The organism is Methylobacterium phyllostachyos (assembly GCF_900103445.1).
Classification (GTDB): domain Bacteria; phylum Pseudomonadota; class Alphaproteobacteria; order Rhizobiales; family Beijerinckiaceae; genus Methylobacterium; species Methylobacterium phyllostachyos.
Window position 1 is genome coordinate 1 of record NZ_FNHS01000035.1, and the last position, 18890, is coordinate 18890.

Annotated in this window: 20 protein-coding genes, 1 tRNA gene and 2 pseudogenes; 11 read left to right on the forward strand and 12 right to left on the reverse strand. The window is 67.9% G+C overall.

The window, feature by feature from the left end:
* Window positions 1-316, reverse strand: a pseudogene (locus BLQ49_RS28395) (porin family protein); the annotation flags it as partial.
* A gap of 295 nt (window positions 317-611) precedes the next feature.
* Here BLQ49_RS28395 and BLQ49_RS30530 point away from each other — a divergent pair.
* Window positions 612-1031: a hypothetical protein gene (locus tag BLQ49_RS30530; protein WP_091722934.1), complete on the forward strand. Its 420-nt coding sequence runs from the start codon at window positions 612-614 to the stop codon at window positions 1029-1031.
* Between the two features lie 28 nt (window positions 1032-1059).
* Here BLQ49_RS30530 and BLQ49_RS28405 read toward each other — a convergent pair whose 3' ends face one another.
* Entirely contained in the window at window positions 1060-1461 is a 402-nt protein-coding gene (locus BLQ49_RS28405) for a hypothetical protein (protein WP_091722936.1), read from the reverse strand.
* A gap of 188 nt (window positions 1462-1649) precedes the next feature.
* Here BLQ49_RS28405 and BLQ49_RS28410 point away from each other — a divergent pair, with 188 nt between their 5' ends.
* Window positions 1650-1820, forward strand: coding sequence for a DUF3606 domain-containing protein (locus BLQ49_RS28410; protein ID WP_091722939.1), 171 nt, complete (start codon window positions 1650-1652; stop codon window positions 1818-1820).
* 228 nt (window positions 1821-2048) lie between these two features.
* On the opposite strand, the gene BLQ49_RS28420 is transcribed toward BLQ49_RS28410, so the two are convergent.
* The 3 genes from BLQ49_RS28420 to BLQ49_RS29975 all read right to left on the reverse strand — a co-directional run bounded on the left by BLQ49_RS28420 (window position 2049) and on the right by BLQ49_RS29975 (window position 3804).
* Window positions 2049-2522, reverse strand: coding sequence for a tellurite resistance TerB family protein (locus BLQ49_RS28420; protein ID WP_091722944.1), 474 nt, complete (start codon window positions 2520-2522; stop codon window positions 2049-2051).
* Window positions 2523-3306: 784 nt separating this feature from the next.
* Window positions 3307-3567 carry a hypothetical protein gene (locus BLQ49_RS28425; RefSeq protein ID WP_091722947.1) on the reverse strand — a complete coding sequence of 87 codons (261 nt, stop codon included), beginning with the start codon at window positions 3565-3567 and terminating at the stop codon, window positions 3307-3309.
* A gap of 93 nt (window positions 3568-3660) precedes the next feature.
* A complete protein-coding gene (locus BLQ49_RS29975; RefSeq protein ID WP_167627822.1) occupies window positions 3661-3804 on the reverse strand; it encodes a hypothetical protein in 144 nt (47 codons plus the stop codon).
* A gap of 430 nt (window positions 3805-4234) precedes the next feature.
* Here BLQ49_RS29975 and BLQ49_RS28435 point away from each other — a divergent pair, with 430 nt between their 5' ends.
* Complete coding sequence (locus BLQ49_RS28435) at window positions 4235-5923, forward strand: methyl-accepting chemotaxis protein (protein ID WP_091722952.1); 1689 nt, start codon at window positions 4235-4237, stop codon at window positions 5921-5923.
* A 203-nt stretch (window positions 5924-6126) separates the two neighbouring features.
* On the opposite strand, the pseudogene BLQ49_RS30535 reads toward BLQ49_RS28435, so the two are convergent.
* A pseudogene (locus tag BLQ49_RS30535) lies at window positions 6127-6394 on the reverse strand (IS701 family transposase); the annotation flags it as partial.
* Window positions 6395-6632: 238 nt separating this feature from the next.
* Window positions 6633-6708: transfer RNA gene (locus BLQ49_RS28445), tRNA-Ala, on the reverse strand.
* 122 nt (window positions 6709-6830) lie between these two features.
* Between BLQ49_RS28445 and BLQ49_RS28450 the strand changes: the two genes are divergently transcribed.
* Genes BLQ49_RS28450 through BLQ49_RS28460 form a run of 3 tightly spaced genes read left to right on the forward strand, consistent with a single transcriptional unit; the run spans window position 6831 to window position 8827 of the window.
* Window positions 6831-7133 (forward strand): YggT family protein, encoded by a 303-nt coding sequence (locus BLQ49_RS28450; RefSeq protein WP_091722957.1) that lies wholly within the window; start codon window positions 6831-6833, stop codon window positions 7131-7133.
* Between the two features lie 12 nt (window positions 7134-7145).
* Complete coding sequence (locus BLQ49_RS28455; protein ID WP_091722960.1) at window positions 7146-8189, forward strand: MaoC family dehydratase; 1044 nt, start codon at window positions 7146-7148, stop codon at window positions 8187-8189.
* A 41-nt stretch (window positions 8190-8230) separates the two neighbouring features.
* On the forward strand, window positions 8231-8827 hold the full coding sequence (locus BLQ49_RS28460; RefSeq protein WP_091722963.1) for a GNAT family N-acetyltransferase: 597 nt from the start codon (window positions 8231-8233) through the stop codon (window positions 8825-8827).
* A 16-nt stretch (window positions 8828-8843) separates the two neighbouring features.
* On the opposite strand, the gene BLQ49_RS28465 is transcribed toward BLQ49_RS28460, so the two are convergent.
* From BLQ49_RS28465 to BLQ49_RS28480, 4 genes are all read right to left on the reverse strand, one after another.
* Window positions 8844-9476, reverse strand: coding sequence for an outer membrane protein (locus tag BLQ49_RS28465; protein WP_091722964.1), 633 nt, complete (start codon window positions 9474-9476; stop codon window positions 8844-8846).
* 466 nt (window positions 9477-9942) lie between these two features.
* Window positions 9943-11325 carry a guanine deaminase gene (gene guaD, locus BLQ49_RS28470; protein WP_091722967.1) on the reverse strand — a complete coding sequence of 461 codons (1383 nt, stop codon included), beginning with the start codon at window positions 11323-11325 and terminating at the stop codon, window positions 9943-9945.
* The gene (locus BLQ49_RS28475) at window positions 11325-11567 is read right to left on the reverse strand and encodes a hypothetical protein (protein ID WP_091722970.1); all 243 of its coding nucleotides are present in this window, start codon (window positions 11565-11567) and stop codon (window positions 11325-11327) included. Before BLQ49_RS28475 ends, guaD begins: the two co-directional genes overlap by 1 nt.
* Before the next feature lie 80 nt (window positions 11568-11647).
* Window positions 11648-12352 carry a cysteine hydrolase family protein gene (locus tag BLQ49_RS28480; RefSeq protein WP_091722972.1) on the reverse strand — a complete coding sequence of 235 codons (705 nt, stop codon included), beginning with the start codon at window positions 12350-12352 and terminating at the stop codon, window positions 11648-11650.
* Between the two features lie 399 nt (window positions 12353-12751).
* Between BLQ49_RS28480 and BLQ49_RS28485 the strand changes: the two genes are divergently transcribed.
* Genes BLQ49_RS28485 through BLQ49_RS28505 form a run of 5 tightly spaced genes read left to right on the forward strand, consistent with a single transcriptional unit; the run spans window position 12752 to window position 18500 of the window.
* Window positions 12752-13759, forward strand: coding sequence for a hypothetical protein (locus tag BLQ49_RS28485; protein WP_091722975.1), 1008 nt, complete (start codon window positions 12752-12754; stop codon window positions 13757-13759).
* 39 nt (window positions 13760-13798) lie between these two features.
* Window positions 13799-15418 carry an ABC transporter ATP-binding protein gene (locus BLQ49_RS28490; RefSeq protein WP_091722978.1) on the forward strand — a complete coding sequence of 540 codons (1620 nt, stop codon included), beginning with the start codon at window positions 13799-13801 and terminating at the stop codon, window positions 15416-15418.
* On the forward strand, window positions 15408-16484 hold the full coding sequence (locus BLQ49_RS28495) for an ABC transporter permease (protein ID WP_091722982.1): 1077 nt from the start codon (window positions 15408-15410) through the stop codon (window positions 16482-16484). Before BLQ49_RS28490 ends, BLQ49_RS28495 begins: the two co-directional genes overlap by 11 nt.
* Window positions 16481-17407, forward strand: a complete 927-nt coding sequence (locus tag BLQ49_RS28500; protein WP_091722985.1) for an ABC transporter permease — start codon at window positions 16481-16483, stop codon at window positions 17405-17407. The genes BLQ49_RS28495 and BLQ49_RS28500 overlap by 4 nt, the downstream gene beginning before the upstream one ends.
* 28 nt (window positions 17408-17435) lie before the next feature.
* On the forward strand, window positions 17436-18500 hold the full coding sequence (locus BLQ49_RS28505) for a BMP family ABC transporter substrate-binding protein (RefSeq protein WP_091722991.1): 1065 nt from the start codon (window positions 17436-17438) through the stop codon (window positions 18498-18500).
* Between the two features lie 60 nt (window positions 18501-18560).
* Here the strand turns inward: BLQ49_RS28505 and BLQ49_RS28510 are convergent.
* Window positions 18561-18890: hypothetical protein (locus BLQ49_RS28510; protein ID WP_342028227.1), on the reverse strand; the 330-nt coding region annotated here is incomplete at its 5' end.

The window sequence follows — 18890 nt, forward strand, 5'->3', positions numbered from 1 at the left end:
CGCCGTTGCCCGGGGTCAGCTGGAAGTTGTAGCCGATCTGGCCACCGCCGGAGAAGCCGTCCTGGCTGCTGTTGCGGAAGGTGGCGACGGTGCCGGGGGCGGCGTAGGGGAAGGGCACGCCGAAGCTGTTGCCGTTGGAGCGGCTGGAGGCGTCGAAGGCGTAGCCGGCGTTGATACCGAAGTAGGCGCCCGACCAGGTGAACACCGGCACGGGGGTGAACACGGGCGGCGGGGCGGCGCGGCGCGGCAGGTCGGCGGCCGAGGCGGCGGCGGTCAGGGCGGTGAAGGCGGCCAGCGAGGCCAGGAGCTTGGTCATCGGGTCAGGTCCAAAGTTTCGTCTGGAGCTATGGCTACCGGACGGTGCGCGAATTGGCTGTAGTTTTACGGACACACCGATTGCTGGCGAGAGGCGCTATCGTAGTAAACCGTCTATGAACGCGCACTAGACCACTGCAATACTGCGCGATGTACATGTTCGAGCGCCACAACATCCCAGGGGCGCTTTGGTTTCTACCTGTCGGTGCGTTGCCGGCTGGCTGTGGCTGAGATGCTACAGGGTGGATCGTCCACTTCGCTGCGGAGTGGACCGCTGACTGCGTTCCCAGCCCACCATGCCGATCCGGCCCGAACATCACTTCTTCTACCCGATCGACTGGGCGCAGCTCTCGGCTGCGATCCGGTTCGGCCGAGCTGGAGGCTGCCGCGAGGGTTGCGGGCGGCCGCACGGGCAGATGGTCTACCACCTCGGCGATGGCCGCTGGTGGGACGCGCAAGCCGGCCGGTGGCGCAATGGGTGGGGCAGGCGGATCCGGATAGCTGCGGAAGCCGACCTCCCGTACCGTGTCCGTCGAACGCGGGTCGTCCTGGCAGCGGCCCATCGAAACCACGACAGCTCGAACAACGCGGACGCCAACCTCGCGGCCTTCCACCGGCGATCCCACGGGATCCGCGACCGGCCTGAGCATCAGCGGCGGCGGACGCTGTTCCAACGCAAGGCGAGGGGCGATCTTTTCGGAGGGCCCTATGCCTGAGGGTCTGCTAGCGAAGAGAATTCAAGCGTCAGCTCGCCTGATTGAGATCCAGGTCGCGGATGAGGTCGCCAATCGGGTCGCCTGCAGCAGCCTTCCCTTGAGGGACCGGCGGCATGAGCTTGCCCGACAATGTCGGCGACGACCTTGCTCCCGGCGGCAGAGTCACCGTCAGATGATGCGACAGCAGCGCTCTGCTGTTGGCCATCACCAACGCGGGTTCGCTGCCGTTTAGTTTCCCAGGTGGGTCGGTCCAAGCAGTCGACGTTGATGGCGCATCGATAGCCACCGTGACGACCCGCGCTCTTCGATCAGATCGCTCGTAATTGCCCGGATGCAGCACATGAGCGGCGGCAAGCAGGCCGGCAACTGCGATCGCCGTGGTGGCCAAGGTGGATCGATAATGTTCCATGTCGGCAGAACAGACGGCCAAGCTGGCTGTTCCGATCGGTCCTCGGTGATAGCTAACCATGACTTTACAGCCGCAACCCCCAGCGGGCTCACGCCGGTGCTCAGGCCCTTTCGGATTGCGGTGAATGACTGGGACGGGCGTGTAACCCGGGCGGCGCAAGGTTGCACCGCCGGACACTCATCGTCGTGGTAACGCCCTCGGATCACCCCATGCGGACCGAACTGCCCGACAAGGCCCATATCGACATGTTCGACCGCGCTGCCCGCGCGCTTTGGGCCCTCCGCTTTGGGGGCACGGAGGCTCGTTTGCGCAAGGCCGTGCGGATGGTCGGCTCTCGTGCCACCAGCGTCGCGGCCTGCCTCGGTCAGTCGGTCCGCTAACGCAGAGCGTCGTGGTGGCTCGGCCCTTCCAGGCCAGCTCGAACGGCGATCGATGGTTGCTGGTGTGCGATCCGACCGACGGACGAAGCCTCATTCGGCACGAGGCCAACCCTGCCTCGGGTGGGTACGTCACGGAAATCGGCTTGTCTGCGTTCCTCGCTGCAGACCATGGCGGACCAGAACACAGGGCGCTATGGCTGCTGATCGCCACGTTGACGGATGACGGGTCTATCCCTGCGTTTGCAGTCGTTTAGATCGAGCCGGCACCGCCTCCAGCAACAGTGTCTTATCCACGAGCAAGGCCGTGGCAATCTCAGCTAGCGCGACGTGCTCGATCTCGGCGATGCCGTCGTGGTCAGCCACATCTGCCGCCACCAGGAACACGCCCTCGCGCTGCTCCGCTGGCCGGCCGGCGATGGCCGCAACCCGGCGGAGGTTGTCGGCTCGCCCAGCTCGGGTGCGCGCCCGGCCGATCGCCTCGTACAGTGCCTCCTCCAACATCAGGACGTCGTAGCCCTTTTCCAGGATCGGACTAGCGATCACCCCGGTCAGTGCGGTCTCGAACTCTGCGCCGGCAACCTCGCCATCGGCAACGATGACGTTGGCAGCGGCCGAAACCCCGGCCTGCATCAGTGCCTCGTCGCCCGCATAGGCAGTGACGGTCTGACGGAAGCGTGCGAGCAAATCTTGTACGAAGGGCATATCGATGTGCTGCTGATCGGGGTGACACCGCTACGCGAGGGCTCGGACGTCGTGAGGCACCTGCGAACTGATGCCCACGGGGTGAGGGCGCATGGTTAACAAAGCCTATCGACGGGCGGCCGACGCAATGGTCGGTCGTCAGCGGCACCACGAAGCAGCGCCGCACCAGCGCATACCCGCGACCGATCCGGTCACGGCCGGGTCGTCGACGAGACGTTGGCCCCCTGCCTTAGGCCTATTCGCCTCGACCAGCATGGCCGCGGAGATGCAGCACAGCACCAGGGCGGAGATCCATAGAGCGGCTCGGAGGGTGCGGGTGGTACGCTTCGACATACCCACAGCGTGGTGTCGGAGCGTTAGCGAACTCTTAGAGCTCCTCACAAAGCTCCCGTTCACCGGGAGGTCTCCCTCTGGCCGCGACAGCGCAGCGGGAGTTTTGTGAGAGGCTCTTAGTCCGTAAGGGCAGCCATCAGCCGGCCGAATGCCAGGCGTCGGCCGCTCGGCCCCGCCCCGATCTGCTCACGGGGCGGGGGAGCGTCCGATCTCACCAGCGGTAGGCCGATACGCAACTTGGCCCAGAGGCATCATGCTTGAGGTGGGTTAGGCGCTCGTGACCGGACAAGACGCTCACGTGTCCCAGGTTGGCCCTCGCGGCCTGGGATGCGCCGGCCGAACGTGAACGGGGGCATGGCAGCCGGCGCGCTCGCGTGCGGGAGCGGACTCAACCGCTGCGATGAATGGGAACGGGATCAAGCGATCAAAGATCCCAGCCTCTGGGCGTGCGTCAGTCTACCCCACAGTCGAGCAGATCGCGCCGGCGCTGCTCGGAACTCTCCCGAGCCTCGTCCTGCCAACTGACTTCTGGCGGATCCACGTCGCGTCGGAATAGCCGCTCGCCCGGCATATGCAGGCTGCGTGGGTCGGCAGGCAAAGCACCTGTCGTCTCAGGATCCTGAACGCACTCGCGCGCAGTCTGGTCGGCCTGGGCGAACACCGGCCCCGCGCATACGACCATGGCCGCGATGAGCGCGAGCAGTTTCCGCATGGGGCATTCCCGATCAACCAATGAAGGCACGTGTATCGCACCTGCGTGGGCGATCCTGACGTACCCCCTTCAAAGCTGGATGGTGCCGCTTGATTAGCGCGCCATCAGCGTGGCTGGCCGAGCCTTATGCCGAAACAGGTTACCAAGAAGCCGAAAAGGCAGGCGCACCAGCTTGTAGGTGGCGTGGGCAGCCATGACGGCGAGAACGGCAAGCAGCGCCAACAGGGTATTGACCAACGCAGGTACTCCCGGCGGCATGAACACGGCGGCCGCCACCGCCCTAGCATCGAGTTAGCGCGCCGATCGCGGCGGGATTGTGGGCCGCTGGGCTATGCTCGTCGGCAGGTGGAAGGCGCTCGGTGACCTGTTCGGCGGTCCTTACGCTTTGAGCGATACCGTCCGTATCCCGGCCGGCACGATACCAAAATGAACGAACGGGCGGCGACCGCACGCCACCCCATGCACGCACCTTGGTCAGCCAGCCGTCGCCGCTCAATACCCAAAGTGGGACGGCCTGGATACATACAGAAATGATACGAGGCGCCAACGCTATCGGCAAACTGCTATTCCGAACTATAGCTTCGATATCTATTAACTATTCCGGATCAGGTTGCTGCTCCGGTGGCTTGAAGCGCTTCGGCTTAGTGGCTGCCTTACGAGGTACGCTGTGTCGTTTCAACCAATGTCGATCCGCAACAAGCTGATCCTCGCGTTCTCAATCCTATCTTTGCTGCTCGTCGGCGTCGGGTTTCTAGGGCTTGCCAGCACCCAGAAGATGCGCGAGCAGGCCGTCGATGTAGAGACGAACTGGTTGCCGAGCATCCGCGTGTTGGGTGAAATCGATACGCTTACAGCCCGTACCTCAGGCTCCATGTTGCGCCATACCCAATCGACGGATCCCGCGCTCCTCGGTGGCATCGAGAAGGATACGGAGCGCTTCGCTCAGAAGCTTGGTGAGAAGAAAGCACTCTACGAGACGCTGATCAGCTCGCCCGCGGAGCGTGCAATCTACGAAACGTTCGCGCGAGAATACCGCAGCTTTGAGATGGTTCGCGATGCCGTCTTGGACTTGTCGCGCAAGGGACAAAAGGCCGAGGCGTTCGCCCTCTACGAGAGCAAGGGCATCATCCCACGCCGCGCAGCCTCGACAGCGCTCGACAAGCTGCTGGTCCTCAACAACGAGGGAGCTGCCCGGGCTCAGGCGCAGAGCAAAGCCACGTATGAGAGCACGTGGTTCTGGGGCGTGACCGCCATACTACTCGGTCTCGCCGTATCCGGCATCGCGGCGCTCTTGATCATCCGAGGCATCACCCGCGGCATCGCCTCTGTGGTGCAGCCGATGCAGGCTCTGATTGCCGGAGACCTCTCGGTGGAGATCCCGCATCGGGGTCAGAAGACCGAGATCGGTACGATCGCGGACGCCGTTCAGGTGTTCAAGGACGGCTTGATCCGCATGAGGGCTTTGGAGGCGGAAACTGAGCAGGCGCGCCTAGCCGCGGAGGAGCAGCGCAAGGTCGGAATGCGGCAGATGGCCGACGGCTTCGAGGCCGCGGTCGGCGGAATCATCGGCATGGTGTCGTCGTCTGCGACCGAACTGCAGGCTACGGCGCAGACCATGACCGCTACGGCGACCGAGACTGCTAGCCAGTCCACCACTGTGGCGGCGGCAGCCGAGGAAGCAGCCTCGAACGTCAACACCGTCGCCGCGGCGGCCGAGGAACTTGGCTCGTCCGTCCAGGAAATCGGCCGCCAAGTCGCAGGCTCGGCCGAACTCGCGCAACGTGCCGTTCGGGAGGCCGATCAGACCGGCACGCTGGTACAGGAACTGAGCGCGGCCGTGTCCCGGATCGGCGATGTGGTTGGTCTGATCTCGAACATTGCCGGCCAGACCAATCTGCTTGCGCTCAACGCCACGATCGAAGCAGCCCGTGCCGGGGCAGCAGGCAAAGGTTTTGCCGTCGTCGCTTCCGAGGTGAAGGCGCTGGCCGAGCAGACCGCCAAGGCGACGAACGAGATCTCCGGGCAGATCGCGCAGATCCAGGCCTCGACCGGGCAGGCGGTGACGTCGATCGGCGGCATCACCGGGCGAATCCGCGAGATCAACGACGTCGCCACCTCCATCGCGGCGGCTGTCGAACAGCAGGGCGCTGCTACGCAGGAGATCGTGCGCAACGTCAGCCAGGCGGCGATGGGCACAGGGGAGGTGACAAGCAACATCTCAGGTGTGGCGGACGCAGCCGAGGAGACAGGCGCGGCGGCGAGTCAGGTTCTGGGTGCGGCCTCCGAACTCTCACGTCAGTCCGAGCACCTCAACGCCGAGGTCGGGCGCTTCCTCGCAACCGTGAGGGCGGCCTAAACGACGGCCGTTTGAGAGTTCGATCGACGAGGGGCCGCTTCCATGGAGGCGGCCCTTCTTCATTGTGCGAGCGATTTGTGTGAGGGGGGCATGGACTCGTGCATTGCGGTGTTCAGATCCCCCGCCACACCGAGCCTCACACGACTGGCGGGCCTAGCACTCCTTTCGCGGATTGATTTCAGTGTGGGAGATCGAGGAGGGCGTCACAGGGCGAGCATCGCCGCGGCGGTGGCCGACTGAAGTGATCGAGGATGGCCTGCCGGATCGCCGGCATCCGGGGCTAGTGCGGCGGGTAGGCACGTCCTTGTTTCGTCCCATCACTGCGAGGCGTCGGGTCTGAAGGAAGGCGTAGGCCATCATCGCCTGCCGATGCAGCCCGGTCCACGAGCGGCCCTCGAAGTGTTCGAGGCCGAGTTCCTCCTTCATCTGCTGGTGGGCTTGCGCGCAGATCCAGCGCGCCTTGGTCGACGCATTCGCCCAACGTGCGCCGGGTGACCAAGCGTGCGTATCCGGCGTTTAGTGCGCGTGGTGCGGCGTGCGGTTCGACCGCACCGCAGCGACAAAGGAATCGAACGAAGGAATGAACTCGTGCCGCGCGCTTCGGGTGGGGGAGAAATCCACCCACCTGATGGGGATACGTAGGGAGTAAGACCGGGTTACTATCTCGCAACCCATTGCCACCACTCACTTTTCTAGAACGAAAAGAAAGTGGTGGAGCTGAGGGGATTCGAACCCCTGACCTCCGCAGTGCGATTGCGGCGCTCTCCCATCTGAGCTACAGCCCCGTCGAGGCGCCGGCCTTGTAGGCGCGGGCGGCTCAGCCTGTCAATTCTTTGTTTCAACGTCGCCCGCCACGGCCCTTCCGGCGCCGGGATGCGGGCGCCCCGAGGATAGCGCGCGGACCCGCATGAACGCCCTGATCTGGCTCTTCGACACGGTCGTCCAGCTCTTCATCTACGTCCTCATCGCCAGCGCGGTCCTCAGCTGGCTCGTCGCGTTCAACGTGGTGAATGTGCGCAATCCCATCGTCGCGCAGATCGGCGAGGTGCTCTACCGCATCACCGAGCCGGTGCTCCGGCCGATCCGGAACCTGCTGCCCAACCTCGGCGGCGTCGACATCTCGCCGATCATCCTGATCCTGCTGCTGCTGTTCATCAGCCGCCTGCTGCACGAATATGCCGTGCCCGCCACCTACGTTTACGCGCAGTAGGACCGATCGCCCGTGAAGACGAATCCCGGCCGCTTCTTCGAGGATTTTCGCCTCGGGGAGACCATTCGCCACGCCACCCCGCGCACCGTGACGGTAGGCGACGTGGCGCTCTACACGGGCCTCTACGGGCCGCGCTTCGCCGTGCAGTCCTCGGACGCCTTCGCGCGCGCCTTCGGCTATCCGAGGAGCCCCCTCGACGACCTGCTCACTTTCCACATGGTGTTCGGCAAGACCGTGCCGGACGTCTCCCTCAACGCGCTGGCCAATCTCGGCTATGCCGAAGGCGGGTTCCGGCGCCCGGTCTACCCGGGCGAGACCCTGTCGACCGTCTCAGAGGTGATCGGCCTCAAGGAGAGTTCGAACCGCCAGACCGGCGTGGTTTATGTCCGCTCGGTCGGCTCCGACGAGCGCGGCGAGACCGTGCTGAGTTATTGCCGCTGGGTGTTGGTGCGCAAGCGCGACCCCGAGGCCGCGATCGCTGAGGAGCACGTGCCGAGCCTCGCCAAGGTGGTGGATCCGCAGGATCTCGCGGGCGCCCTGCCGAAGCTCTCGGCCGCCGCCTACGACACGGAGCTGGCCGGCAGCCCGCACCGCTTCGCAGACTACGCGGTGGGCGAGAAGATCGACCACGTCGACGGCATGACCGTCGAGGAGGCCGAGCACCAGATCGCCACGCGCCTGTTCCAGAACACCGCCAAGGTCCATTTCGACGGGCTGGCGGCCAAGGACACCCGCTTCGGTCGGCGCCTGATCTATGGCGGCCACGTCATCTCGCTCGCCCGGGCGCTGAGCTTCAACGGTCTGGCCAACGTGTTCGCGCTCGCCGGCATCAATGCCGGCCGCCATGTCGGGCCGCTGTTTGCCGGCGATACGGTCTATGCCTGGAGCGAGGTGCTGGCCTGCGCCGAGATCGGCCGTGACGATGTCGGGCTCCTGCGCCTGCGCATGGTCGCCACCAAGAACCAGCCCTGCGGCACCTTCCCGGACCGCGTCGGCGAGGGCTATGACCCGGCGGTGATTCTCGATCTCGATTACTGGGCGTTCGTGCCGAAGTAGCGCGCGGCAAGTCCCAACGCTCGAGCTGCGTGGGAGCCCGTATGGTGACCGAGACCCGGGGGACGACCGCCGTGGCGGTGCGGCACGCCCGGCCGGAGGACGCGGCCGTCATCGCCACGCTCCATGTCGCCGCCTGGCACGAGACCTATACCGGCCTCCTGCCCGACGCGATGATCGCCGCCCTCACGGTCGAGGTTCGGCGGGCCTGGTGGGCGCAACGCCTCGGCAACTCGCCGCCGACGCGCGGCGGGGCGACCTATCTGGCCGAGCTTGGCGGGGAGCCGGTCGGGTTCGGCACCTGCAACGGCCAGCGCGTGGATGTCCTGGCTGCGGCCGGCTTCGACGGTGAGGTCAGCAGCCTCTACGTGCTGCGCGCCGCGCAGGGGCGTGGGGTGGGTCTGAGGCTGATCGCGCGGATGGCGCGGCACCTGCAGACCGCCGAATACCGTGCCGCCGCCACCTGGGTGCTGCGCGCCAACCACCTCGGGCGGCGCTTCTACGAGAGCTGCGGCGGCACGCTGCTCGATGCCGAGGCCTGCATCCGCGGACAGGGTCCGTTCACCGAGGTCGCCTACGGGTGGCGGGAACTCACGGCGCTCGCGGCGGCCGATCCCGGCCCGCGGGATGGCGCCGGCTGACGGGCCGCGCGGAGCGTCAGCGGATGCCGCCGCCGACCACGCCCGCCTCGACGCCCAGCGACAGCTGGTCCGTCACCGCCCACTCGACCCCGACCCCCGCCACCGGCCGCACCGCGATATCCTGGCGGCTGAACGGCAGCGTGGACGGCGTCGGCCCGACGCGCAGGGTCTCGTGGAGGGCCACGGCGCCGGTCTTGGCGTAGACCAGGACATCCGGCGTCAGCAGCGTCCCGACCTTCACCTCCAGGGCGCCGGCGAAGTCACGCGCATAGGTGAGGCGCCCGTAGCCCGGCGTGAGATTTCCATCGAGGCCGGCGAGATAGTCGAAGCCGCCGCTGATCCCGTAGAGGATCGGACCCTCCCGCCACATCCGGCCGCCCTCAAAGCCGATCGTCGGGCCTGCAGAGCTGCCGAAATGCCGCGAGGACGTCACCGCGTAGCCGGTCGACAGGCGGGCATAGGAGCCGGTCCAGCGGCCATACGCGTCCTCGGCCGTCTGGGGCCAAGCGAAGGAGGGCAGGGGGGCGAAGCCGATCTCGGGCCACAGGATCGCCTGGGCTGCGGCCGGGGATGCCTCAAGCAGGCAGACGCCCAGAGCGAGGCCGGCGGCAGAGCGGCGGAACGGACGCGGAGCGGCACGTCGAGTCATACGGCTACGTTAGCCCGACGCGCCCGGCCGCAACAAGGCCATCGGGGGGCGAGGTCGAGCTGAACGCGATGCAGGGTTATGGAGCCTCGTTCGGTCCCGGGTTCGTGGCCGGGAGGCGCAGCCTGTCGGCCTGCATCGCCCGATCAGGAGTTGACGCGCTTCGGAATGGGACGTCCGCGACAGGCGGCCCGGAATTGCTGCCGTGAGAGACCGCGCATATTGCGCCGATCGGCCTGCTGCGTGCAGGCCATCTTGCGGTCTGCTTTGTTCAGTTCCCTGGTGCCCGTGGACGGTACGTCCGTCGGAGACGGTGCGGTGTAGCTTTGCGCAAGACTAGCCGTCGATAGCGCAACGCAAAGAGCGAACCCAAGACCCAGCCGACGCATGATACCCCTCTCGAAATGCGTCATCGCCAAGCAATCGTCGCGCCAGGCATCGTTTGTCCGGCCTCCAAGCGTTGCGCCGCTCAAGGCTGGGCCCCATCGCTCGGGAAAGGGTAGCGCAGCGGGTCGTTTGGGCGGCCTCTGTCGTAGACGCATTCGCCCGCCACCCAGGTCGCCCGAACCATGCGGTGATCGCCGAGCGTCATCAGCACGAACAGGAGGTCATCGATGTCCCGGCAGCTTCCGGTGCGGAATCCGAGCAGCGGCGTGGCCGCCAGATCGAGGATGCAGAGATCGGCCTCGAAGCCATCAGCGATCCGCCCGATCCGGTCGTCGAGACGCAGGGCTTCGGCGCCACCCAGCGTCGCGAGCCAGAAGGCGCGCTGCGCGTCGAGCTTGGTGCCGCGCAGGGCCGCGACCTTGTAGGCGTCGCCCAGTGTCTTGAGCAGCAACAGGGACGTGCCGGCGCCCACATCCGTCCCGAGGCCGACGCGCACCGGCCGCCGGGGATCGAGGGCATCGAACATCCGGAACAGGCCGCTGCCCAAAAACCCGTTGGATGTCGGGCAATGGGCGATCGCCGCACCCGTGGCGTGGCAGGTGCAGAAATCGTCCTCGCTCACGTGGATCGCGTGGCCGAAGATGCTGCGCGGACCGACCAGGCCGGACCGGGCATAGACGTCGAGGTAGCTCGCCCGGTCGGGGAACAGGTCCATCACCCATGCGATCTCGTCGGTGGTCTCGCACAGATGGGTCTGGAGGAAGAGCCCGTCATGCTCGCGCAGGAGCGCACCAGCGGCGTCGAGCTGTGCCGACGTGCAGGACGGGGCGAAGCGCGGGGTGACCGCGTAGAGCTGCCGCCCGCGACCATGCCAGCGCGCGATGAGCGCCTTGCTCTCGTCATAGCCGCGTTGCGCCGTGTCCAGGAGGGCCGCCGGGGCGTTGCGGTCCATCAGCACCTTGCCGGCGATCATCCTCGTGTTGAACCGTTGGGACTCCGCGAAGAATGCCTCCACGGAACCGGGATGAACCGTGCAATAGACCGCCGCGGTGGTCGTCCCCGCGCCCAGGATCTCGCGGAAGAACAGTTTCGCAACCCGCTCCGCGTGGGTTTGATCCGCGAATTCCAACTCGGCGGGGAAAGTGTACTTGCTGAGCCAGGTGAGCAGCTGTTCGCCATACGAGGCGATCATCTGAAGCTGGGGATAGTGAACATGCGTGTCGATCAGCCCTGGCAGGATCAGGGCATTCTCGTAATGCCTGACCGAGACGCCGGGTGGAATCCGATCGGCCGTGTCGCTGTAAGGTCCGAAGCTTGCGATCCGGCCATCCTCGATCAGGATGAGCGCGTCCTCGACGTGGTCCAGGCAGCCCTCCACCAGGAACGGGTTTCCAGACAGGCTTGCTGCGCGACCGCGCAGGGCGCGGCATGACGATTCCACGGGCCCGGGCGCGAGGTCGGGCATCACGGGCGTGTCGCGTCCGCATCAGCCGCCCTGGGGCTGTAGATCCCGTTGGCCGTTGAGGCCGTGGTGGTGAGCCGGGCGCTGGTGGCGTCGCGGATGGCGTTCTGTGCGGGGCGAGCGACCTTCGGCGGCTGATCCCGCCGCCCGGGACCGGACGGTCCCTCGCTGATGGTGACGCCGCGCTGCGCCGCCAGGTCGGTCCGGCGGCGCCGGAGGACGGTCGCGATCGTGTTGAGGTCCATGCCCCCTCGTGAGACGGATCTTCGCAGGAGGCCCGACGCAATATACCTGCCGCGCCGAAGGCCGGCGCGACGGGCCGTCTCTAACCGCGCTCGCCGCCCGCGAGGGCCGCGATGGCGGCGGCGGAATCCGTGACCCACCCGAAGATGCCGCCTTGGGCCTTGATCATGGCGAGCCCGGCGAGGTGGAAGGCCGGATTGTACGACGCGCAGGCGTCGGCCACCACCGCACACCGATAACCCCGGTCGTTGGCTTCGCGCACTGTCGTATGAACGCAGACTTCCGTCGTCACGCCGCAGACGAGCAGCGTGTCGATCCGCCCGGTGCTCAGGATGTCGGCGAGGGCGGTGGCGTAGAAGGCCCCCTTGCCGGGTTTGTCGATCACCGGCTCACCGGGGCGAGGCTGCAACGCTGGGATGATGTCGTGGCCGGCTTCCCCGCGGATCAGGATCCGGCCCATCGGGCCCGGATCGCCGATGCGGGCGGAGGGCGCGCCGCGTGCGAGCTTCGCGGGCGGGACATCCGACAGGTCCGGCCTGTGTCCCTCCCGTGTATGGACGACCAGCAGGCCGGCTCCACGGGCCGCCGCCAACAGCGCTGCGGCGGGTTCGACGGCGCAAGCCAGCAGCGCCACGTCGTTGCCGAGGCTCTCACCGAAGCCGCCCGGTTCCAGGAAGTCGCGCTGCATGTCGATGATCATCAGGGCCGTGGCCGCCGGGTCGAACAGCAGCGGGGACGGCTCGGCCTCGAGACGGCAGCGCGCGGCGGGGCCTGTCGTGGACGCCATGGCGGTCACCTCCGCGAACGTCCGAATCGCCGACGTCCCCACAGATGATGCCGTTGCCGTCCGAAAAAGCCATGCGCGCCGATGGCGCCAAGCGCGCGCAAAACGTGTCTGCCGTGCAGCCTTATCGGCACCACGACCAGGGATCGCTCAGAATGGGCATGGTTTCCTCAGCGATCCGCCCTCCGGGGCGGTGAAGCCCGGCCAAAGCTCCGCTCCGGGGACGCGCTGACCGCTGCAGCCCCCGGCCTCCGCTTCAGCATCGCCAAGGATATCGATGCGTGGCTGCGAAATTGTGTTGTGTTTTTGCGACGCATGCCGAAGTCGGCGCGTGGCGGAAGCACCCTGGCATAACGGTTGCTGCCCCTCATTCCAGCCAGGCGGGATACGGGGGGCGACGCAATGATTGGGCGTGTACTGTTGACGGCGGTCTTGTCGCTCTGGGCGATGGCGGCCGCATCCGCGGCAGACCTTGAAACGACCAAGAAGGACAAGGCGCCAGAGGCCGTGCCGGTGAAGGACGTGTCGTTCTTCCTCTTCTCGGACACCCAGATCAGCTACCGTTATCAATTCCCAACGGTCTCGCCCGGCGTGCAGATCCTGCGGCCGGACGGAAGCTTCGTGTCGCGGGAAGCGCCCAAGCAGATCCTGGGCATCACCCATGCGGATGCCTGGGCCTACGGCACGAACTTCTTCGCGCTCGACATCCTGAAATCAGGCTCCCAATTCCCGGCCGGCACGACGAATCCGCCCGGGAGCATCGCCGCGCCGGCCTTCTCCGACTACGGCAACACGGAAGCCTACGGCCTCTACCGGGGCACCCTCAGCCTGAACGCGCTCACGGGCTCGAAGGCCTTCGCGATCCCGGGCTTCGTCAAGGACGTGTCGCTCGCCTTCGGCTTCGACGCGAATTCGCAGAACGACGCGTTCGGCTCGAAGAAGCGTGACGTCGTCGGCGGCCTGAACTTCGCGTTCGACGTTCCCGCGGGCTTCCTCAACCTGAGCACCCACGCCTACAAGGAATGGAACCGCAACGGTTTCAACCTCCAGCCGGATCGGGACCAGAGCTTCGACGTCGTTCCCGAATTCGAGCTCGTCTATAACTTCCCGCTGGCCTTCACCAACCTGCCGCTCAGCATCACGGGCTTCAACAACATCGTGCTGCCCAAGGGACGCGGCGTGCAGAATGTGGCGGACTTCGCGTTCAATCCCAAGCGCGGCGTCGAATTCCTCTCGCGCACCAACCTCGTTCTCGACCTCGGCAAGCTGATCTACGACCAACCCAACAGGGTCGATGTCTTCATCGGGTTCCAGTACTGGCTGAACAAGTTCGGCAACGTGGAGACCGCCAGCTTCAAGGGGACCGAGGAGAAGAGCTTCCTGGCGGGCTTCGCCTTCCACGTCTTCTGACCCCGTCAGAACTCCTGGGCATCGCGGAGCGAGCGGACCATGGCGGGCGTCACCGGATCGGCAAAGCCGACAGACGATCCGAGGCCTCTGTTCGGCGCCTACGGCATCGTGAAGCGTTTCGGCACGTTCACGGCGAACGATCACATCGACCTCGAGATCCGCGCCGGCGAGATTCACGCCCTGCTCGGGGAGAACGGCGCGGGGAAGTCCACGCTGATGAAGATCCTCTACGGCCTCCTCGAACCGACGGAGGGGGTCGTCACGCATCGGGGTGCGGTGGTGCGGCTTCGGAGCCCCGAGGCGGCGCGTCGGCTCGGCATCGGCATGGTGTTCCAGCACTTCTCCCTCTGCGAGAACCTGACGGTCGCCGAGAACATCGCCCTGGTCATGGAGCGGAGCCTCCGCCGCGGGGTGCTCGCGGAGCGGATCGCGGCGCTCGGTGAGACCTACGGCCTGAAGCTCGAACCCGACCGGCCGGTCTGGTCGCTCTCGGCCGGCGAGCGCCAGCGCATCGAGATCGTGCGATGCCTGCTCCAGAACCCGCAGCTCGTGATCCTTGACGAGCCGACCTCGGTGCTGACGCCGGGCGAGGCGGAACTGCTCTTCACCGTTCTGGAGCGCCTGCGCGGCGAGGGCCGGGCGCTGCTCTACATCTCGCACCGGCTCGACGAGGTGCGCCGCCTGTGCGTCCGGGCCACCATCCTGCGCGGCGGCCGGGTCGTCGGCGCCTGCGACCCGCGTTCGGAGACCGCCGCGTCGCTCGCCGCCCTCATGGTCGGCGCGCAGGTGCGGGCGGTCGCCGCGCGCCCGGCCGCGCCCCGCGGGGACGAGCGTCTGGGGCAGGAGCGCCTGAGGCTGGACCGCCTGTCGCTGCCCGCGCCGGGCCTGCACGCCACGGCCCTGAGCGACGTCACCCTCGGCATCCGCGGCGGCGAGATCCTGGGCATCGCCGGTATCGCCGGCAACGGTCAGGCGGAACTCTTCGCCGCTTTGTCCGGGGAGATCTCGGCGCCGGAGGCCGGGGCCGTGCGGATCGACGGAACCGCCGTCGGACATCTCGGGATCAACGCGCGCCGCCGGCTGGGCGCCGCCTTCGTGCCGGAGGAGCGCAACGGCCACGCCGCCGCCCCCGGCCTCAGCCTGTCCGAGAACGTCGTCCTGACGCGCCGGGCCACGGCGCCGCTGGCGCGCTTCGGCCTCGTGCGCCGCGCCGCGGCCCGGGCGCTGGCGACCCGGATCGTCGACGCCTTCGATGTGCGCGGGGCGGGGCCGGATCCGGCGGCCGGCACGCTCTCGGGCGGCAACCTGCAGAAGTTCGTGGTCGGGCGCGAGATCCAGGCCGAACCGGGAATCCTGGTGGTCGATCAACCCACCTGGGGGGTCGATGCCGCCGCGGCGGCGCGGATCCGGCAGGCCCTGATCGACCTCGCCGCGCGCGGGAGCGCGGTCCTGGTGATCAGTCAGGATCTCGACGAGCTGTTCGAGATCGCGGGATCGATCGCCGTCCTGCATGCCGGGCACCTGTCCGCTGCCATGCCGCGCGCCGAAACGACCCGCGAGGCGGTGGGCCTCCTGATGGGCGGGTCGAGCGGGCCGTCCATCGGACGGGACATGTCCGTCGGCCCCAGCGCGCCAGCCGAGATCGCCCATGCGCCTTGATCTCGTGCCGCGCGCGCGGCGCTCGCCCTTGGCCGCGACCCTGTCGCCGGTCCTGGCCTTCCTGACGGCCGTGCTGATCGGCGGCGCGGTGGTCTCCTGCCTCGGCGTCTCGCCGGGGGCGGCCTTCGCCGTCTACTTCGTGGCGCCGCTCTCCGAGCTGTGGTCACTGCAGGAGATCGCCCTGAAGGCGGCGCCGCTCGCCCTGATCGCGACGGGCCTTGCCTTCTGCTACCGGGCGAACCTGTGGAACATCGGGGCCGAGGGCCAGTTCGTGGTCGGCGGCCTCGCCGGTGGCTGGGTGGCGGTCGCGACCCACGGGAGCGCGGGCTCCACCGTTTGGATCCTCCCCGCGATGCTGGTCGCGGGCACGCTCGCCGGCATCGCCTACGCGATGATCCCGGCTCTCCTGCGGGTCCGGCTCGACGTCTCGGAGATTCTGACGAGCCTGATGCTCGTCTACGTGGCGGAGCTGTTCCTCGACTACATGGCCCGCGGGCCGCTGCGCGACCCGGCGGGCTTCAACTTCCCCCAGAGCGTCGCGTTCGACGCGGCCGCACGCCTGCCGTACCTGATGGAGGGCGAGACCCTGCACGCCGGCGTCCTTGTGGCGCTCGCGGCGACGGGGCTGGCGACCCTCGTCCTGGGCCGCAGCCTGTTCGGGTTCGCGACGCGCGTCGTCGGCGCCAGCCCCCGGGCCGCGCGGTTCGCGGGCTTCAGCGAGGGGCGGATGACGCTCGCCGCCTTCGCGATCTCGGGCGGCGCGGCGGGCCTCGCCGGGATCGTCGAGGTCGCCGGCCGGATCGGTCAGCTTCAGCCGACGATCTCGCCGGGCTACGGGTTCACCGCGATCATCGTCGCCTTCCTGGGGCGGCTCTCCCCGCTCGGCATCCTCATTGCCGCCCTGGTGATCGCCGTCACCACCATCGGCGGCGAGGCGGCGCAGATCGATCTCCGCCTCCCCCTCGACCTGACCCGGGCCTTCCAGGGCCTGCTGCTCTGCCTCGTCCTGGGGGCCGACGTGCTCACGCGCTTCAGGATCCAGCTCGTCTCCGGGGCGGCGCGATGAGCCTCGACATGATCCAGATGGTGCTGGTCACGGTGCTGACGGCCGCGACCCCGCTGATCATCGCCGCCCTCGGCGAACTCGTGACCGAGCGCGCGGGCGTCCTCAACCTCGGCGTCGAGGGCATGATGGTGTGCGGGGCGGCTTTGGGCTTCGCCGTTGCGGTGGAGACCGGCTCGACCCTGCTGGGCGCGCTCGCCGGTGCCGGTGCCGGCCTGGGGCTCGCGGCCGTGTTCGGACTGCTCACGGTGGGACTGGCGGCCAACCAAGTGGCCTCCGGGCTCGCGCTCACGATCCTCGGGCTCGGCCTCTCCGGCCTCGTCGGAGCCGGCTATGTCGGCCAGAAACGGGAGCCGGCGCCGCACCTGCACGTGCCGGGTCTCAGCGAGATACCGGGGGTCGGCCGCCTGCTCTTCGGGCAGGACGCCTTCGTGTATGCCGGCCTCGGCCTCGCGGTCGGCGTCTCGTGGTTCCTGTGGCGGACCCGGGCGGGGCTGATCCTGCGGGCTGTCGGCGACGACCATGTCGCGACCCACGCGCTGGGCCTGCCGGTCCGCGGCGTGCGCTTCCTCGCGGTGCTCTTCGGGGGGGCCTGCGCGGGACTGGCCGGATCCTACCTGTCCCTCGCCTACACACCGTTCTGGGCGCCCGCGATGACCGCGGGCCGCGGCTGGATCGCGCTCGCCCTCGTGGTCTTCGCCTCCTGGCGGCCGGGGCGGGTGGTGGCCGGGGCGGCCCTCTTCGGCGGCGCCACCGTGCTGCAGCTCCACGCGCAGGCCGCCAGCATCGGCCTGCCCGGGCAGCTGCTCTCCGCACTCCCGTACGTCGCGACGATCCTGGCGCTTGTCCTGCTGTCGCTCGGCCGGCGGCAAGGCGGCTCGTCGGCCCCCGCCGCCCTCGGGCGCGACTTCACCCCGCACCGCTAGCGGTGCCGCTACCGAGAGGATGATCCGGATGCTGCGAACCACCCTCGGCGCCTGTCTCGGCGCCCTTCTGCTCCTCGCCGCCCCGGCCCGTGCCGAGGACAAGCTCAAGGTCGGCTTCGTCTATGTCGGGCCCGTGGCCGATTACGGCTACTCGTTCCAGCACGACCTCAGCCGCAAGGCGCTCGCCGCAGCGCTGCCCGACAAGGTCGAGACCACCTATCTCGAGAACGTGCCGGAGGCCGACAGCGAGCGGGCGATCGAGAAGCTCGCCCGCTCCGGCATGCGCCTGATCTTCACCACGTCGTTCGGCTTCATGGAGCCGACCCTGAAGGTCGCCAGGAAATTCCCGACGGTGAAGTTCGAGCACGCGACCGGCTACAAGCGCGCCGCCAACGTCTCGACCTACTCGGCGCGGTTCTACGAAGGTCGCTACGTCTGCGGGAAGATCGCCGCGAAGCTCACGAAATCGGGCACGGTCGGCTACATCGCGTCGTTCCCGATCCCCGAAGTGGTGAGCGGCATCAACGCGTTCATGCTGGGCGCGCAGTCGGTCAACCCGAACGTCAAGCTGAAGATCGTCTGGGTGAACACGTGGTTCGACCCCGGCAAGGAGGCCGAAGCCGCCAAGGCCTTGCTCGCCCAGGGCGCCGACATCCTGGCCCAGCACACGGATTCCGCCGCGCCCCTTCAGGAGGCCGAGAAGCAGGGCAAGCTCGCCTTCGGCCAATCCTCCGACCAGTACCGCTTCGCCCCGAAGGCACAGCTGACCGCCGTCGTGGACGACTGGAACGGCTACGTGATCCGCGAGGCGAAGGCCGTCCTCGACGGGTCCTGGCAGAGCCACGACACCTGGGGCGGGATCAAGGACGGTATGGTCGTGCTGGCACCCTTCACCAACATGCCCGCCGACGTGAAGGCCATGGCGGAGGAGACGGTCCAGGCCATCGCCTCCGGCGCGGTCCAGCCCTTCGCCGGACCCGTGACGAAGCAGGACGGGAGCGTCGCTGTGAAGGCGGGCGAGACCGCGCCGGACCCGATGATCCTCGGCATGAACTGGTACGTGAAGGGGATCGACGACACGCTGCCGCAATAGGATCGCGCGGGAACATCCCGAACGCGGCGGAACGCGCGTTCAGAACGAACTCGGCACCTGTCAGTACCGGCCCGGCGGCGGTGCCGGCACGCCTGGCGGCGGGGCTGGCGGGTCCTGAACCAGGATGCCTTCACCCCGTGGCGGCACCACGACCGCGTCGCCTGAGCGGATTGCCTCGGCCTCGTTGCGGGGGCCGGCGATGCCCTCGGTTCCGCCCGGGGCCGTGGCGGGGTCGCGACCGGCGGGGGCGCCGTAGGACTGGGCCTGCGCGGCGGCCGCCGTCCCGAGAAGACCCCCTAGCACTACCTGGGCACTTTGAAGGGCGTTGGGCGTTCTGATCCTGCGGTGGCGGCACTGCGGGAGACGGACATGGCCGAGAAACCGTCGGGG